This is a genomic window from Methylobacterium sp. Leaf123, assembly GCF_001423405.1.
Taxonomy (GTDB): domain Bacteria; phylum Pseudomonadota; class Alphaproteobacteria; order Rhizobiales; family Beijerinckiaceae; genus Methylobacterium.
In genome coordinates this window covers 90,816-105,718 of sequence record NZ_LMNS01000034.1, presented here as the reverse complement: position 1 = coordinate 105,718, position 14,903 = coordinate 90,816, and the positions used below count along the sequence as shown (strand labels likewise).

Annotated in this window: 19 protein-coding genes; 8 read left to right on the top strand and 11 right to left on the bottom strand. The window is 69.2% G+C overall.

Translation table 11 applies throughout. The features are described 5' to 3' along the window. Positions 1 to 218: 218 nt before the first annotated feature. From ASF53_RS16405 to ASF53_RS26820, 3 genes are read left to right on the top strand one after another with little or no spacing between them, the layout of a single operon-like run. Positions 219 to 821 (top strand): hypothetical protein, encoded by a 603-nt coding sequence (locus ASF53_RS16405; RefSeq protein WP_056200564.1) that lies wholly within the window; start codon positions 219 to 221, stop codon positions 819 to 821. A gap of 21 nt (positions 822 to 842) precedes the next feature. After that, a complete protein-coding gene (gene ubiA, locus ASF53_RS16400) occupies positions 843 to 1,793 on the top strand; it encodes a 4-hydroxybenzoate octaprenyltransferase (protein WP_056200561.1) in 951 nt (316 codons plus the stop codon). A 44-nt stretch (positions 1,794 to 1,837) separates the two neighbouring features. Next, complete coding sequence (locus ASF53_RS26820; protein WP_056200558.1) at positions 1,838 to 2,026, top strand: ribosome modulation factor; 189 nt, start codon at positions 1,838 to 1,840, stop codon at positions 2,024 to 2,026. 14 nt (positions 2,027 to 2,040) lie between these two features. Here the strand turns inward: ASF53_RS26820 and ASF53_RS16390 are convergent, their stop codons facing one another. After that, on the bottom strand, positions 2,041 to 2,541 hold the full coding sequence (locus tag ASF53_RS16390) for a DUF6101 family protein (RefSeq protein WP_056200555.1): 501 nt from the start codon (positions 2,539 to 2,541) through the stop codon (positions 2,041 to 2,043). Positions 2,542 to 2,906: 365 nt separating this feature from the next. Between ASF53_RS16390 and ASF53_RS16385 the strand changes: the two genes are divergently transcribed. Beyond that, the gene (locus ASF53_RS16385; protein WP_056200552.1) at positions 2,907 to 3,725 is read left to right on the top strand and encodes an inositol monophosphatase family protein; all 819 of its coding nucleotides are present in this window, start codon (positions 2,907 to 2,909) and stop codon (positions 3,723 to 3,725) included. A 60-nt stretch (positions 3,726 to 3,785) separates the two neighbouring features. Here ASF53_RS16385 and ASF53_RS16380 read toward each other — a convergent pair whose 3' ends face one another. The 5 genes from ASF53_RS16380 to ASF53_RS16360 form a co-directional block, all read right to left on the bottom strand. Further along, positions 3,786 to 4,409, bottom strand: a complete 624-nt coding sequence (locus ASF53_RS16380) for an ABC-type transport auxiliary lipoprotein family protein (protein WP_056200549.1) — start codon at positions 4,407 to 4,409, stop codon at positions 3,786 to 3,788. A 120-nt stretch (positions 4,410 to 4,529) separates the two neighbouring features. Further along, the gene (locus ASF53_RS16375; RefSeq protein WP_056200546.1) at positions 4,530 to 5,612 is read right to left on the bottom strand and encodes an MlaD family protein; all 1,083 of its coding nucleotides are present in this window, start codon (positions 5,610 to 5,612) and stop codon (positions 4,530 to 4,532) included. A gap of 71 nt (positions 5,613 to 5,683) precedes the next feature. Further along, positions 5,684 to 6,520 (bottom strand): ABC transporter ATP-binding protein, encoded by an 837-nt coding sequence (locus ASF53_RS16370; protein ID WP_082482769.1) that lies wholly within the window; start codon positions 6,518 to 6,520, stop codon positions 5,684 to 5,686. 96 nt (positions 6,521 to 6,616) lie between these two features. Then, entirely contained in the window at positions 6,617 to 7,765 is a 1,149-nt protein-coding gene (locus tag ASF53_RS16365) for an ABC transporter permease (protein ID WP_056200997.1), read from the bottom strand. 217 nt (positions 7,766 to 7,982) lie between these two features. Further along, positions 7,983 to 9,188 (bottom strand): MFS transporter, encoded by a 1,206-nt coding sequence (locus ASF53_RS16360; RefSeq protein ID WP_056200543.1) that lies wholly within the window; start codon positions 9,186 to 9,188, stop codon positions 7,983 to 7,985. Between the two features lie 158 nt (positions 9,189 to 9,346). On the opposite strand from ASF53_RS16360, the gene ASF53_RS16355 reads away from it, so the two are divergent. Beyond that, a complete protein-coding gene (locus tag ASF53_RS16355) occupies positions 9,347 to 10,564 on the top strand; it encodes a hypothetical protein (RefSeq protein ID WP_056200541.1) in 1,218 nt (405 codons plus the stop codon). Positions 10,565 to 10,660: 96 nt separating this feature from the next. After that, entirely contained in the window at positions 10,661 to 11,101 is a 441-nt protein-coding gene (locus tag ASF53_RS16350) for a DUF1489 family protein (RefSeq protein WP_056200538.1), read from the top strand. A 272-nt stretch (positions 11,102 to 11,373) separates the two neighbouring features. Here ASF53_RS16350 and ASF53_RS16345 read toward each other — a convergent pair whose 3' ends face one another. Both ASF53_RS16345 and ASF53_RS16340 read right to left on the bottom strand, forming a co-directional pair. Then, the gene (locus ASF53_RS16345) at positions 11,374 to 11,601 is read right to left on the bottom strand and encodes a hypothetical protein (RefSeq protein ID WP_056200536.1); all 228 of its coding nucleotides are present in this window, start codon (positions 11,599 to 11,601) and stop codon (positions 11,374 to 11,376) included. A gap of 208 nt (positions 11,602 to 11,809) precedes the next feature. Next, positions 11,810 to 12,019, bottom strand: a complete 210-nt coding sequence (locus ASF53_RS16340; protein WP_003598898.1) for a cold-shock protein — start codon at positions 12,017 to 12,019, stop codon at positions 11,810 to 11,812. Positions 12,020 to 12,364: 345 nt separating this feature from the next. On the opposite strand from ASF53_RS16340, the gene ASF53_RS16335 reads away from it, so the two are divergent. After that, a complete protein-coding gene (locus tag ASF53_RS16335; protein WP_003598900.1) occupies positions 12,365 to 12,754 on the top strand; it encodes a hypothetical protein in 390 nt (129 codons plus the stop codon). A gap of 57 nt (positions 12,755 to 12,811) precedes the next feature. Here ASF53_RS16335 and ASF53_RS16330 read toward each other — a convergent pair whose 3' ends face one another. Then, a complete protein-coding gene (locus ASF53_RS16330; RefSeq protein ID WP_056200533.1) occupies positions 12,812 to 13,246 on the bottom strand; it encodes a hypothetical protein in 435 nt (144 codons plus the stop codon). 180 nt (positions 13,247 to 13,426) lie between these two features. Beyond that, on the bottom strand, positions 13,427 to 13,648 hold the full coding sequence (locus ASF53_RS16325) for a hypothetical protein (RefSeq protein ID WP_056200531.1): 222 nt from the start codon (positions 13,646 to 13,648) through the stop codon (positions 13,427 to 13,429). A gap of 173 nt (positions 13,649 to 13,821) precedes the next feature. Between ASF53_RS16325 and ASF53_RS16320 the strand changes: the two genes are divergently transcribed. Beyond that, complete coding sequence (locus ASF53_RS16320) at positions 13,822 to 14,400, top strand: type 1 glutamine amidotransferase domain-containing protein (protein ID WP_056200528.1); 579 nt, start codon at positions 13,822 to 13,824, stop codon at positions 14,398 to 14,400. A gap of 75 nt (positions 14,401 to 14,475) precedes the next feature. Here the strand turns inward: ASF53_RS16320 and ASF53_RS16315 are convergent, their stop codons facing one another. After that, the gene (locus ASF53_RS16315) at positions 14,476 to 14,778 is read right to left on the bottom strand and encodes a hypothetical protein (protein WP_056200525.1); all 303 of its coding nucleotides are present in this window, start codon (positions 14,776 to 14,778) and stop codon (positions 14,476 to 14,478) included. Positions 14,779 to 14,903 lie beyond the last annotated feature (125 nt).

Below are 14,903 nucleotides of genomic sequence, written 5' to 3'. Positions count from 1 at the left end.
GCGCCCAATGTTTCACGGCGTTTCCCACGCTCCTGGCATTGGGGCGGCGGACAGCACCATTGGCGCCACAATCCCGTGCGCAGAAGACTCCCGCATCGAAACACTTCAAGCCCCTCTGCCGGGCCCGCGGCGCAAGCTGCCAGGGATTCGGGCCGGATGGGCGCTGCGGGATCGGGGGTTACACCCGTCGCGGCATGCGGGGAGAAGGACCGGGCCGAATGTCTGCCAGGATTGTTGCACCGACGAAGACCGCCGCCGCGCTAGTCGGCCTTGTCCTGCTGGCCGGGCCGGCTCTGGCCCAGAGCATGGGCGGGATGCCGCTGCCGGCGATGGATACGCCGGCCGAGCCGGCACCCTCGGCGGGCGCGCCGATGAGCGTGCCCGCGCCGATGGCTCCGGCCGCGCCGGCCCAGTCCGTGCCGCAGCAGGCGGGCACCGATTGCAGCTCGATCCAGAAGACGCTGATCGAGCGCAAGAACCTCGTGGCCAAGGCCAACTCCGCTTCGAACTCAAAGAAGAAGATGACGCCGCAGGAGGCGTGCTCCCTGTTCGGCCAGCTCCAGGCCAACGGCGCCACCGGCATCAAGTGGATCACCGCCAACAAGGAATGGTGCTCGATCCCGGATTCGTTCTCGGAAGGCTTCAAGGCCGACCACAGCAAGGTCGCGGCGATCCGCACCAAGGTCTGCGGCATCGCTGCCCAGGCCTCGAAGATGGAAGCCCAGGCCAAGACTCAGGCGCAGAACGGCGGCGGTGGCGGCGGTCTGCTCGGCGGTCCCGGCCTGTCGGGCGCCTTCCGCATGCCGCAAGGCGCACTGTAAGTCCTCAGCGCCCCGTCACCGTTGCCCTCTCCGTTCGAGCCCGGCTCCGGCCGCGTCGCCGACGCGGTCGCCGGCCATTGGGCCGACCGGCTCGCGCCGGCCGGGGCGCGGCCCTATCTGCGGCTCGCCCGGATCGAGCGGCCGATCGGCTGGTGGCTGCTGCTGCTGCCATGCTGGTGGTCGGCGGCCCTCGCTTCGACCGCCGCCGGGAATCCCGGCCCGCATCCCGGCCATCTCGTGCTGTTCCTGATCGGCGCGGTGGCGATGCGTGGGGCCGGCTCGACTTATAACGACATCGCCGACCGGAAGCTCGACGCGCAGGTCGAGCGCACCCGCTCGCGCCCGCTGCCCTCGGGACAGGTGACGACGAAACAGGCCGCCGCCTTCCTCGTGGCGCAGGCGCTGGTCGGCCTTGCGGTGCTGCTGCAATTCAACCCGACTGCGATTCTCGTCGGCATGCTCTCGCTGGCGCCGGTGGCGATCTACCCGTTCATGAAGCGGGTGATGCCGATGCCGCAGGCGGTGCTTGGCCTCGCCTTCGGCTGGGGCGCCTTGATGGGCTGGGTCGCCGTGTTCGGCCGCCTCGATCCGCCGGCCCTGTGGCTCTATGCGGGCACGATCTGCTGGATCGTCGGCTACGATACGATCTACGCGGTGCAGGACATCGAGGATGACGAGATCGTCGGCATCCATTCCTCGGCCCGTTTGTTCGGGGCGCGCCTGCGACTCGCGGTGGGGCTCTGTTACGCCGGCACCATCGCCCTGTTCGTGCCGGCGCTGGTCGGCGCCGGGGCCGGCCTCTTGAGCTGGATCGGGCTCGGGCTGTTCGCCGCCCATCTCGCCCGGCAGGTGATGCAGCTCTCCGAGCGCGACGGCCTGCGGGCCCTGGCATTGTTCCGCTCGAACCGCGATGCGGGCCTCATCCTGTTCGCGGGGCTTGCCGCCGACGCGCTGTGGCAGGGTCTGCACTGAACCCGACCGTGGCGAGGGCTCGGTCCCGCGCCATATCCGCTGTCATGAGCAAGACAGATCCGCACCGACCCCCCGACGATCCGATCACCGAGGGCGCCCGGGCCCGGGCCCAGGGGCGTCCCCGCGACGCCTGCCCCTATCCGGTGAATTCGCCCGAGCGCATAGAATGGCTCGAGGGCTATGACGGCGCTCCGGCCGACCGTTCGTCGGACAGGCCGCTCGAGAACGGCTGAGGCGAGACGCCGTCTCAGCCGCGCGAGATAATCTCGCTCTCGCCCCGGTGGATGCAGGGCCGGGCCGGGAGGCGGGCGGGCTTGCGCCGCACGAGGAAGCGCGGGCGGCGTCCGCTGAGCGCGGCGTGACGGCGGCGCTGGCGGCCCTTGCCGAGCACGACCGGGCCGAGCTGCTGCGAGACCGGGACGATGGAGCCGTCCTCGCGCAGCAGCATCCGGGCAAGACCGCCCGTGGTCGAGATGTCGCGCCACACCGCCACGACATCCTCCTCGGGGAACGGCCCGAGCTGCATCGTCACCTCGCCCTCGCCGTCGATGAGAAGCAGGGAGAAGCGGTCCTCGCCGCAAGCATCGGCCGCATCGTCGGCAAAGGCCAGCGCCACGCCGACGGGTGTGACGCCACGGGTCACCCCGAGAACCGGCAGCGGCGTCGCCTGCGCCTCGATGCGGAGCGCGCGCGTCTCGGTCTCGACGCCGGGCCGACAGTTCAGATTCACGGTCTCGAAAGTCATCATCGGTTCGACGCCCTATCCCTCGCCGCGGTCTCTGTCGGACGCGCTGATCTGACAAGCACAGTGCCGGTCGTCTCCCCCAAGGCGCCTTAAGAGTGAGCGTTAAGCGTTCGTGGATCGAGCCGAAGTCTGCCGGATGCTCAACGAACCCTTGCCGGGATTGGTGCAAATGTCGGTAACCGTGCGGACGCTCCGGCGCCGGCTCGGCGGTGCGGCCGAGCCGGGGCGCGGCCGAGGCGGCCGGCCCTGCATCACTGCGTTCCGAAATCCGATGGCCACTTTTTCCGCCGATGCTCTAGAACGAAAGGGCGCCTGCGCCGTTCAAACGGCATGAAGCCGGCTTTGTACGAACGGCTCCGACCGGATCCATGACCCAAACGACATCCTCTCTCGCGGCGCTGCGGCCCGTGCTGCACGACGCGATCCGGGAGGCCGCCGCGCTCGCGCTGCCCTTCTTCCGTAACGGGGAGCAGACGAGCGCGCGGGTCTGGTCGAAGGCCGGCGGCTCGCCGGTCACGGAGGCGGACGTCGCCGTGGACACCTTCCTCAAGATCCGCCTGTCGCAGATCGAGCCGCGCGCCGCTTGGCTCTCGGAGGAGACCAGCGACGATCCGGTGCGGCTCGGCCATGACTTCGTCTGGATCGTCGATCCGATCGACGGCACCCGCGCCTTCCTGTCCGGGCATCCGGATTGGTCGATCGCCGTGGCCCTGCTGGCCCGCGGCGAGCCGGTGCTCGGCGGCGTCTTCGCGCCGGCGACCGAGCAGTTCTACGAGGCGGTGGCGGGCGAGGGCGCGACCCTCAACGGCGCACCGATCCGCGTTGCGCCGCAGGCCATGCTGGAGGGCGCGCGCATCACCGGCCCGAAGCCGTTCCAAGACCGCCTGCTCGACGGTGCGGCGCGGCGCGGGCCGCGCCCCTCGGTCACGGTGGTCGATCGGGTGCCTTCGCTGGCGCTGCGGCTCGCGCGGGTGGCCGAGGGCCGGATCGACCTCGGCCTCGTCTCGAGGGATGCGCGGGATTGGGATCTCGCCGGTGCCGACCTCATCGTCCGCGAGGCGGGCGGCGTGGTCTGCGATCTTCAGGGCCGGCCGGCGGTCTACAACCGCCCGGAGCCGCGCCACGGCGAGTTGATCGCCGTGCCGCTGTCGCTGCGCGGTCCCGCGCTCGCCGCGCTGGAAGCGTGAGCGCCGGGCCCGCCGGGAACCGGGCGGGCTCGGTCGTTCGGGTAAAGGGTGGCCGCGGCCCTAGCGCGCGGTGTTCACCCACCGCACGAGGTCGGCGAGAACCTGGCCCAAAGCCGCATCGAGGCCCGCGGCGGCGCTCTGCGGATCGACCTTCTTCACCGGCACGCGGGCGGTGAAGACGCGGGCATTGACGACCCGCCCGGTTCCCTCGGCTATCAGCTTGGCCGAAAGGTCCACCACCGCTTCGCCGGTGCCGGAATTGACGTCGAACTCGCGGATCTCGCTGACGAGCTGGTAGTCCGACGGCACCTTGTCGCTGGGCCGCGAGACCGAGCGCAGGCGGCCGGTATTCTCCAGGCTCTGGATCACCCGCGTCTGGATCAGGCGCGGCAGGCGGTCGGCCCACTGGCCGCCGCCGAGGAAGGAGAGGGAGCCGCCGGGCTCGCGCACGATGATGCGGTCGGCCTCCATCGGCTGAAGGCCGACGGGCTCGGACACGACGATCGAACGCGCCGCGCCGCCCGCCCGCGCCTGACCCGGCAGGGCGGCGAGATCGAAGGTGAGCGGCGTGCCGCCACCGCAGCCGCCGAGGAGCGCGAGCGGCGCGAGAAGGGCGCCCGCCCTCAGGATGCGGCCGGGCAGGGGGCGACCGGGAAGAGCAGGCGAGAGAGGAAGACGCGTCATACGCTCGGGCACCGTCCGTTCGCTGTCGGGGAGACTGAGACCCCCTCTAGCACGCGGGAGCATACGCAAACGCTCAAGCTACGCCGTGCGTGCCGACACATCATCCGGAAACCGAACGGCTCAGCGGCCACCGTTGTATTCCGGCAACGATGGCTTGCCGCCGAAAATCACCTGTGACGGGTCGCGCTCCAGGCTGCGGGCCGCCCGGCTCAGGGTGTTGAGAGTGCGCTGGCCGTCGCTCGACAGCGCTTCGACCTCGCGCCGGCTCGTGCCCGACAGGCGGTTGAAGCTCGTCGAGATGTTGGCGGTGCGCTTGTCGAGGTTCTCCGACAGCGCCCGGAAGGCCCGGCCGGCATCGCGCACGGAGATCGCCGCCTCTCGGATCTCGGCGAAGGTGCCCGCGCCCTGCTGGCCCGAGGCCGAGCCGAGGAAGCCCTCCGCCCCCTTGAGCACGCCGTCGATCTTGTCGGCGGAGGCGTTGAGCTTGGCGGCGAGGCTGCGGGCATCGTGCAATCCGGCCTGGATGTCCCCGCTCGAATTCGCCAGCGCGGTCGAGAAGGTCTCGGCGTTCTCGATCACCCGGTTGAGGCGCTGCCCGTCGACCGACTTGACGAGGCCGGCGATGGAGGGCCCGGCCTCGGCCAGCGTCTTCGAGAAGGACTCGACGTTGGCGAGCGTGCGGTTGATCACGCCCTCGTTGCCGGCCACCACCTTGTCGAGGCGCTGGAGCACGTCGTCGGCCCGCTGCGCGATCTGCTTGGCGGCCGCCATCATGTCCTGGATGTCGCTCGAATCGGCGAAGATCGTCGGCATCTTGTCGCCCGAGCCCGGCGTGAGGGCGGGCGCGTCGGCGCTGCCGCCCGAAAGCGCGATCTGCGAGACGCCGGTCAGCATCGCGGAATCGAGCCGCGCGCGGGTGTCGGCGCGCAGGGGCGTCGAGGGATCGACCTGCACGATCGCCACGACCCGGCGCGGGTCCTGCGGCAGCAGGCGCACATCGAGCGCCTCGCCGACCTTGATGCCGTTGAACGAGACGGTCGAGCCCTTGGCGAGGCCGCCGACCGAGCCGGAGAACACGATGCGGAGCGCCTGGGTCGCCTGCCCCCGGGAGCCGCCCTGGAGCCAGAACACGAAGCCGAAGGCGGCCAGCACGACGCCGATGGTGAAGGCGCCGATCAGGACGTAGTTTGCGCGAGTCTCCATCGGCTCAGCTCTAATCCCGATCCGAGGGGGCGAAGCGGTGCGCAACCGCACCGGGGGCGATCAGCGGGGCTTTACGCATGGGCGTAACCGGGCTGCGCCGACTGGTTCGGCGTGGCGATGGCGCGGGCGCGCTTGCCGTGGAAGTAGGAGCGCAGCCAGGGATGGTCGCTCGCCAGCATTTCCTCGATCGTCCCCTGCGCGATGATCCGGCCGTCGCCGAGCGCCGCGATGCGGTCGCAGGCGGTGTAGAGGCTGTCGAGATCGTGCGTCACCATGAAGACGGTGAGCCCCAGCGTCTTCTTCAGGGTCGAGACGAGGTCGTCGAACTCGCCCGCGCCGATCGGGTCGAGGCCCGAGGTCGGCTCGTCGAGGAACAGGATTTCCGGGTCCAGCGCCAGCGAGCGGGCGAGCGCCGCGCGCTTGATCATGCCGCCCGAGAGTTCCGAGGGGTACTTGTCGGCCGCATCCGGCTTGAGGCCGACCATCTCGATCTTCAGGCGGGCGAACTCGTCGAGCAGCCGCTCGGACAGCTTGAGATGCTCGCGCATCGGCATCTGGATGTTCTGCTTGACGGTGAGGCCCGAGAACAGCGCCCCCTGCTGGAACAGCACGCCCCAACGCTGCTCCAATTGGCGCCGCCGGGCGACCGTGAGCCCGTCCACGTTCTCGCCGAAGATCTCGATCGTGCCGGAGCGTTTCGGCACCAGCCCGAGGATGGTGCGCGTCAGCACCGACTTGCCCTGGCCCGAGGGACCGACGAATCCCAGGATCTCGCCGCGGCGGATGTCGAGGTCGAGCCCCTTCATCACGATGCGCGGGCCGAAGCCGACCACGAGATCGCGCACGCGAATAATCGCGTCGCTCTGGGCGGCGTCTGGCCCGGCCGGGAAAAGGTGAGGGGTGGTCAAAGGGTCCGTCCGAACGTCGTCTGGCCGCGTGCTCTAGGTTTTTGTTTTCGCATCATCTTTTTCCGAAAGTCGGCGGCCACCTTTCGGGATGATGCTTTAGAAATCGATCGCGGCGAAGAAGACCGCGAACAGGCCATCCAGCACGATCACCATGAAGATTGACTTGACGACTGAGGCGGTGACGTGGCGCCCGAGCGACTCCGCCGAGCCCTCGACCGCGAACCCCTCGATCGTCGCGATGATGCCGATCGTCAGCGCCATGAACGGCGCCTTGATCAGCCCGACCGCGAAATGGTGGAACGACACCGCCGCCTGGAGCCGCGCCAGGAAGGCATCGGTGGTCATGCCGCCATAGATCGCGGCGGTGAGGCCGCCGCCCGCGAGCGCGGCGAGTGAGCCGAGGAAGGCCAGGATCGGCAGGCCGATCACGAGTGCGAGAACGCGCGGCAGGATCAGGATTTCGATTGGGTCGAGCCCCATCACCCGCAGGGCATCGACCTCCTCGCGCATCCGCATCGAGCCGATCTCGGCGGTGAACGCAGAGCCGGAGCGGCCCGCCACCATGATCGAGGTGAGCAACACCCCGAGTTCGCGCAGGATCAGCAGGCCGATCAGATTCACGACGAAGCTCTGCGCGCCGAAGCGCTGGAGCTGGAAGATGCCCTGCTGCGCGACGATGCCGCCGACGAGGAACGAGATCAGCACGATGATCGGCACGCCGTGCAGCGCCACCTGTTCGAGCTGGTTGACGAGCGCGGCCATGCGGAAGGTCCGCGGCCGGCGCGCGACCCGGCCACCCGCGGCCACCACCTCGCCGAGGAAGGCGATGCCGGACAGGATCTCGTTGCCGCCGCGGGCGACGCGCTGACCGGTGGCATCGAGGAAGCGCAGGGCTGGGTTACGGGTATCCTGCGGCGCCGGCTCGGGGTCGCGCAGGCCCATTTCGCCCAGAAGAATGCGGTGCTCGGGCCGCGCCCCGGCATAGGCCAGCCGCCCGCCCGCCGCCTCGATCTCGGCGCGGGTCCGCTCCAAGACCCAGGCGCCGAGGGTGTCGAGGCGCGCTAGGCCGCTGAGATCCACCAGAACGGGCTGGGTGCGGCCCTGGGCGGCGATGCGCGCCGAGGCGCTCTCCACCGCCGGCCCCTGATCCGCCGTCCAGCGCCCGTGCAGGATCACGCGGCCGCCGCCCGCATCGAGGTCGGCGCCCGCGGCTTCCGAGATGCCCGAGCCGTCTGCGATCCGCACGCGCCGCTCCCGCTTCCGCTCCAGCCTATTGTTTTGCATCATCTTTTTCCGAAAGCCGGAGGCCACCTTTCGGGATGATGCTCTCGGGATCTTGAAACGAATTCCTTACCAAGAAGCGTCGAATCCGAACCTTCGGGCTCGATGCCGCTTCTCGGGGCTCTGCCCCGAAACCCCGCCAAAGGGATGATCCCTTTGGGATCCCGAGATCGGAGGCTGGCTATACCTTATGGGGGGAGCCGCCGCCAAATCCGCGGGGATCATGGATGCGTTGCGCCAGCGCGACGAGGACGAGGCCGGCGAGCGCCAGCGGCGCCATCATCAGGAAGGTCGAAGGTCCGCCGAACGAGCGGTAGACCGCGCCGCAGGCCAGTGTCGCCAGCGCCGAGACCAGCGCGGTCGAGGCGCCGACCGTCCCCTGCGCCCGGCCGCGGGCGCCGTCCGGCGCGAAACCGGACACCGCCGCCATGATACCGAGATGGGTCGCACCAAAGGTGAGGCCGTGCAGCATCTGAAGCGGCAGGAGCAGGGCGAGGTCGCCGTCCGCGAGGCTGAGGCCGAGCGCTCGTAGCAGAGCCGCGCCTGCCCCAAGGCTAAGCAGCCGGAACGGGCTGCGCCAGCGCGCGGGAAAGCGGCCGACGACGGCAAACAGCGCGATCTCGGCCGCGACGCCGACCGCCCAGAGCGCGCCGATCCAGGGCGGCGAGACGCCGTGGCGGGCCCAATCGAGGCTGCCGAAGGCGTAGATCGCCGCGTGGCTTGCCTGGATCAGTGCCGCCGCGGCGATGGAGAGCCGCAGCACCCGCGGCAGGGGCGGAGCGGCCCCCGTCTTCGAAGCGGGCTCCACGGGCGGCGCGACCTCCTGACCCGAGGCTGCGACGAGGGTCGCGACGAGCGCGAGCCCGGTGAGCAGCAGCGGCACCGCCACCCGATCACCCAGCACGCCGAGCAGCGCGCCGCCCGCGAGGTTTGCCGCGAGGAAGGCGACCGAGCCGCACAGGCGGATGCGGGCATAGTCGATCCGCTTCGAGCGGCGGGCGGCGGCGAGCGTGAGGTAGTCGATGCTCGGCACCAAGGGAGCCTGCGCCACGGCGTTCAGGACGATCAGCGGGCCGAGCAGGGCCGCGGCGATCGCGGCGGCGGCCGGCATCACGGCATAGCTCACGGCCAGGGTCAGGCTTCCGGCGACAAGCAGGGTGCGCGGGCGCACGCCGCGATCGATCAAGCCCATCAGCGGCCGCGTCGCGACGACCTTGGTGGCGATCGGCAGGGCGAGCAGCAGGCCGATCAGCCCGGCATCGAGGCCGAGCGCGCCGAGCCAGACGGGCATGAACGGCATGGCGATGCCGATCTCGACGAAGACCACGGCGTAGAGGAGGCCGAGCCGGACGGGGTCGGGCTCGCCGGTCGGGGTTGTGCGTGTCACGGGATCGCGGCGAAGCGGGCCGCCTCTTTCGATCGGTCAAAAACGTCGCGCGGCGGGGCGAAGCGTAAGCCGCTGTTAAAGCACGCCTGTCAATCTGCCGCCGACCGTCAATCGTCGCGGCACTCCTCGCGGTGGGGCCCGAGTCTTTGCGGGGTGTGATGTCGAGTTCCCGTTCCCTGACGCCTCTGGACGCGTCGCAATACGATGCCATCGAGGACGCCGTCCGGGAGACCGAGCGCGGCCGGTGGTTTCTGACCGAATATGCCCGCCGCAACCGCAATGCCGACACCGAGGTGCTGCTGGACGCGATCCGGCGCATCGAGAACGTCGTCACGACGGATCGGCCGGATGATGTCGGGCGCTTCCGCGGCGACCTGATGGAGATGGCCGACGCCATCGCCCGCACCCGCGCGGAGGTGGCCGCCCTCTCGACCGCCGAGCAGGGCGAGAGCCGTCTCACGGTCGCCTCGGAAGCTCTCGATGCCATCGTGCGGGCCACCGAGCGGGCGACCTCCGACATCCTCAGCGCCGCCGAGGAAGTGCAGGAGGCCGCCTGGACCCTGCGCGAGACCGGAATCGATTCCGAGCTGTGCGACGCCCTCGATCGGCACGCCACGCAGATCTACACGGCCTGTTCGTTCCAGGATCTCACCGCGCAGCGCACAAGCCGCGTGGTGCATACCCTGCGCTACCTCGAGAACCGCATCGCTTCGATGATCGGGATCTGGGGCAGCTCCGAGGACGGCGTGCCGCCGCTCGGCGAGGACGCGCCTGCGCCGGCCGCCGCCCTCGATCAGAGCGATGTCGATCGCTTCCTTGATATGGAAGGGCCGGTGCCCGCGCCGGCCATGTCGACCCTGCGGCCCTTGCCGACCGTGGTGCTCGACGACGACCTCGCCTTCCTGCCGGCCAGCCCCGAGGCGCCGGAACCGGCGCGCGACGAGGCGCCGGCGGAGCCGGTCACGATCGAGATGGCGACGCCCGTCGCCGTTCTGGCGGATGAGATCCCGGAGGATCTCTTCGCGTTCGAAATGCCGGAGATCGAAGCCGCAGCCGAACCGGAGACCGTCTCGGCGATCCTCGCTCCGGCTCCGGTTGAACCGGAATTGGAGGTCGAGCCGGAATTGGAGGTCGAGTTCGAGGCGCAGGACGAGGCCGCGTTCGAAATCGTGTCGGACATCGACGCGTTCGATGCGGTGGAAGAGCCCGAGCCGGTTGCCGAGCTCATCATCCCGGCCGCCCCCGAAGCGGTCATGCCGGTGGCCGAGCCCTTGGTCGTGGCGTCGGTCGAGCCGGTGGCGACCGACGATCTCGCCGCGGCCTTTCCCGATCTCGATACCCTGAGCATCGAGGAAAAGATCGCGCTCTTCGCGTAAGGGCGTGACTCCGGGCGATGCGGTTCGTCATGCCGCATCTTTCGGTCTGAAATCCGGCGGCCCCTTTTCCGGCGGATGCCTTATACGGGCCCGGTCATGGCCCTGCATCTTCTGAAGCTGTGCGTCGGTCCCTCCTCCATCGAGGAGCTGGAGGCGCGGATCGCACATTACCGGGCGGAGGCTGTGCGCCTCGGCCAGGAGCCGGAGACGGTCCACGTCACCCGCATGTTCCCCAAGCGCGCAGCGGCCATCGCCGGTGGCGGGTCGATCTATTGGGTGATGAAGGGGACGCTGACCTGCCGTCAGTCGATTCGCGCCATCGAGCCGGTCACGGGAAGCGACGGGATCGACCGCTGCCGCCTCGTGCTCGATCCGGCGGTGACGCCGGTCTCGCCGCGCCCCTGCCGCCCGTTCCAGGGCTGGCGCTATCTCGAAGCGGCTGACGCGCCCGCCGACCTCGACCGGGCCAGTGCCGGGGAGGTCGCCGAGATGCCCGAGAGCTTGAGGCGGGAATTGGTGGCGTTGGGTTTGATCTAGAACCGTATCCGACCGGATGGCATCAGGCCGGCGTCTCTCGGTCCTTCTTTTGACGCGCATTCCTTCGACGAACCGATGGCCACTTCGTCGGAATGCGTTCAGAGGCGGTTCCCGCTTGATCCAAGCGGGACGCGTCTTGCTCGTCCCGAGCGGCGCTCGAGCCAAGGCCAATCCGGCTTTTCCAAAGGAATCGATCGGATTTGGTGTGAGGCCGCCTGCCTCGTGGCGGCGGCCGGTTGGCCTCGCTCTGGATGGGGGCGAGGCCGGGTCGGTCAGGCGGCTTCCTGCAACCGGACGACGGCCGGGGTAACCCCGAGGCGGTCGGCGAGGTGCCAGCGCAGTTCGCGCGGGGAGTGATACTCGTAGGAAGCGTCGATGAGGTGGCTGAGATCGGCCTGCGGGCTGCGTGCCTGCGTATCGACCAAGCTGCCCACCCGGAATGTCGCCGCGTTGGTCACGGGCGAAATGGCGCCGTCCTGGCGCCGGAACTCGAATTTCATTGTTGTTCTTCTTCTCGCACCGGATCCCGCGCCCTCTCGGCGTGGCCGGTGTCGTTTCTGGTTGTTTTGGTCTGGTGATTTTGGCGTCGGCGGCGCCCGCCGCAAGACATCCCTGGAAACGCGTTCCGAGAGCCTTCGTCCGGTGGGTGCCGCTTCGTTGGTTTTAGAATGCGCGGTCGGGCCGGCTCAACGCCAGTCCCGAAGCGACTTAGACGGCCTGCAGATTGCCGGCTGCGTCCTTGCCGCTGCGCTTGTCGGTCAGAACCTCATAGGACACCTTCTGGCCCTCGACGAGGTTGCGCAGGCCTGCACGCTCGACAGCGGAGATGTGGACGAACACGTCCTTGCCGCCGTCATCCGGCTGAATGAAGCCGTAGCCCTTGGTCTCGTTGAACCACTTAACAGTCCCAGTATCCACGAATAGTTCCTTCGTTCTTCACACGCCAAGCGCAAGCATCTGCTCGAAGCGAGCACCTGGCAGCGTCCGCCGATTTTGCGGGATGACAAGCGGGTTGCAAATGGACCGAAGCCATCCGCTCCGCCGCGCCCGTCACGACTACATGTAGGCGGACGATGCGGCCTTAACAAGGCGGAACGGAACCCTGCCGCCCCGGCGCTACGCGCGCGAGGCGGAAGTGACGCAGGCCAAACGAGCCTGGAGTACTGCCGCCGCCACCCTGTGACAAAGTCCGGGGCCGGTGCATATATGATCGTCAATCCAGGCGGTTACGCACCGCTCCAAGGCAGTGCAGTCAGGCGGTACATGGCGGGCATCTCGGTTTCCCTTGAAGGCGCGAACATCCAGCTTTCGTTCCAGAAGGACGACCAATCGACGGCGGTGGTCATGGATGCCCGCGCCGCCCGCGCGCTCGTGCGCGCCGTCGGCCAACTCCTCACCGCCATCGATGACGACGGCGAGGTCGATCTGCCCGACGAGAACGGCGACGAGGAAGTAGCCATGCTCGACGTGACCTCCTCGGCGATCGAGGTGGGCACCGACGAGCAGGGGCAAGCGGTGGTGGCCCTCCAGGCCGGCGCGCTCCCGCCGTTCCAACTCCGCCTGACCGACGAGGAGGCGCGCCACGTCGCCTCCAGCCTCAGCGAGATCCTGGCCGCGCCGCGGGACGTGCGGACGTCTCACGGCGGGCATTGAAGGCCGGCTCCGCGGAAGCGTCATGCTTCGGCAGAGCGGCGGTCGCGCTTCTTCCGGTTAGACGCCCGGCCTGCCGCGGCGGCGACGCGTGCGCTCCGCGCTCGGCAAGGCATCCGGCACCAGGGTGACCGCGACGGGATTGGGCGTGTGGTCCATGGCCGCACCGGTATAGGCATCCACACCCATGCCGACGAGGCCGCCGGCCAGGACGTTGCCGGCGAAGCCTGCAGCCCCCGTACCGGCCACCTTGGTACGCACCGGCACCGTTTGCGGCTGGAAGCCGGGTTTTGTGAAGGTGACGTCGAACTCTTCCGAGCGGGGCACGTCGAGCGAGCAGGGCGTGGTCGGGCAGTATCGGTTTGTCGTGGTGGCGACGGCGGCACCCGGCGGCTCGGAGGTGAAGGCGATCAGCTCGGAGGTGCCGCGCGTGACGCTTCCACACGCGGCAAGGCTCACCGCGACGAGCGCGGCGGCCAACGATTGCTTGAACATAAGATTGTGTCCCCTGCCGCATCTGCGTGCGGTGGGGCGGTTGTTGAGACGGCTCCGTCTCAACGCAAGCGTGCTGACGACCGGCGAATGGAGACATCCCTCGGGGTTGTCAGGTTGTGACGAAAATACAACGTCCGTTGGCCGCACCCCGCTCGAAGGGGGTGCGGCCTCGGCCTCCGATCAGAGCCGGATGCCGGGATCGGTCGGTCCGCCGGGCAGATAGTCCGGCTCGGAGCCGGGGCCGCGCGGTTCGTCGATGTTCGGGTCATCGACCGGGTAGGGCGTGCGCGGTCCGGTCGGGCCGATATCGGGCAGGTCGTCGGGTTGCGGCGGCGGGGGAAGATCGCTGGGGATCTGTCCACCGGGGGTGGGCTCGGGGATCGGGGCGCCGGGATTGGCCATGGACCGCCTCCTGTCTGGCTTTTCGGTTTGGCGGACCAACACATGCCCTTCGGTCCGGTTCCGTTCTTCCTTCGTCTCCTGGGCTGCCTCGGTGCGGCGCCGTGACGGCGCTTGGAACCTCACCGGAAGCGATCGGTTGGCCCGGCAATCCCTGACATCAACGGAGCCAATCCATGCCCGATTTTCGCGCGGCCAAGATCCTCATCGTCGCCACCGACGGGTTCGAGGAAAGTGAGCTGACGGTGCCGCAGGCCAAGCTGAAGGAAGCGGGTGCCACGGTCACCGTGGCGAGCCCGACATCCCGTCAGTCCAAGGCGACCATCCGCGGTTGGGACAAGACCGATTGGGGCAAGGACGTGCCGGTCGATCTCGATCTCGAGAGCGTGAACCCCGCCGATTACGATGCGCTGGTTCTGCCGGGCGGGCAGATCAATCCGGACAAGCTGCGCCTTGAGCCGACGGCGCTCGACGTGGTCCGGGCTTTCGTCACCTCCGGCAAGGTCGTGGCCGCGATCTGTCACGGCCCCTGGCTGCTGATCGAAGCCGGCGCGGTGAAGGGGCGCACGCTCACCTCGTTCGCCTCGATCAAGACCGACGTGATCAACGCCGGCGGCGACTGGCAGGACAAGGAGGTCGTCACCGATGGCGGCATCATCACCAGCCGCAACCCCGGCGACCTCGAGGCCTTCTGCGCCAAGATCGTCGAGGAGGTGAAGGAAGGCCGCCACGCGCCGCGTCAGCTCGCCGCCTGACCCATCCCACCGGCATGACAAAGCCGCCGATCCTCAGGGTCGGCGGCTATTTTTATGCCCGATGACGGGCCACTGTCAGCGCTTGGCGACGGCCTTCTGAATCTTCGGCCGTTCTGACGCGGCGCCGGCCATCAGCTTGGCCAGGTGATCCTTGTCGACGCCCCCGCCGAGGCTTGCCGGCATCACGGCCGCCTCCGGTGACAGGCGCTCAGGCTTGCGCGCGGCGATGGAGCCGGTGGTGACGGGATCGGCGAGCGCCGCCACCGGCAGGGCCGGTGAGGCGGGCTCGCGCTGGACGCGCATCGCCCAATGGGCGGCTGTGGAAAGAACGGCGATGGCCAGGATCGCCTTGATGCCGCTGGTCAGGAAACGCCGCATGGTCAGGCCCGAAAACGCTGGGAACGCAGCCGGTTCCCCGGCCTGTCCCCAGCATCGCGCAAGATCGTGAACGAACCCTCCGCCACCCTGCCAGCGAAGCGTGCCGGAACGGGAAGGCACGCTTC

Excerpts from the sequence above, each read along its gene's own strand:
- ASF53_RS16325 (WP_056200531.1), bottom strand. The coding sequence starts at position 13,648 with ATGGCCAATCCCGGCGCCCCGATCCCCGAGCCCACCCCCGGTGGACAG.
- ASF53_RS16380 (WP_056200549.1), bottom strand. The coding sequence starts at position 4,409 with ATGACGCGTCTTCCTCTCTCGCCTGCTCTTCCCGGTCGCCCCCTGCCC.
- ASF53_RS16320 (WP_056200528.1), top strand. The coding sequence starts at position 13,822 with ATGCCCGATTTTCGCGCGGCCAAGATCCTCATCGTCGCCACCGACGGG.
- ASF53_RS16345 (WP_056200536.1), bottom strand. The coding sequence starts at position 11,601 with ATGAAATTCGAGTTCCGGCGCCAGGACGGCGCCATTTCGCCCGTGACC.
- ASF53_RS16355 (WP_056200541.1), top strand. The coding sequence starts at position 9,347 with ATGTCGAGTTCCCGTTCCCTGACGCCTCTGGACGCGTCGCAATACGAT.
- ASF53_RS16385 (WP_056200552.1), top strand. The coding sequence starts at position 2,907 with ATGACCCAAACGACATCCTCTCTCGCGGCGCTGCGGCCCGTGCTGCAC.
- ASF53_RS16315 (WP_056200525.1), bottom strand. The coding sequence starts at position 14,778 with ATGCGGCGTTTCCTGACCAGCGGCATCAAGGCGATCCTGGCCATCGCC.
- ASF53_RS16390 (WP_056200555.1), bottom strand. The coding sequence starts at position 2,541 with ATGATGACTTTCGAGACCGTGAATCTGAACTGTCGGCCCGGCGTCGAG.
- ASF53_RS16405 (WP_056200564.1), top strand. The coding sequence starts at position 219 with ATGTCTGCCAGGATTGTTGCACCGACGAAGACCGCCGCCGCGCTAGTC.
- ASF53_RS16330 (WP_056200533.1), bottom strand. The coding sequence starts at position 13,246 with ATGTTCAAGCAATCGTTGGCCGCCGCGCTCGTCGCGGTGAGCCTTGCC.
- ASF53_RS16375 (WP_056200546.1), bottom strand. The coding sequence starts at position 5,612 with ATGGAGACTCGCGCAAACTACGTCCTGATCGGCGCCTTCACCATCGGC.
- ASF53_RS16335 (WP_003598900.1), top strand. The coding sequence starts at position 12,365 with ATGGCGGGCATCTCGGTTTCCCTTGAAGGCGCGAACATCCAGCTTTCG.
- ASF53_RS26820 (WP_056200558.1), top strand. The coding sequence starts at position 1,838 with ATGAGCAAGACAGATCCGCACCGACCCCCCGACGATCCGATCACCGAG.
- ASF53_RS16350 (WP_056200538.1), top strand. The coding sequence starts at position 10,661 with ATGGCCCTGCATCTTCTGAAGCTGTGCGTCGGTCCCTCCTCCATCGAG.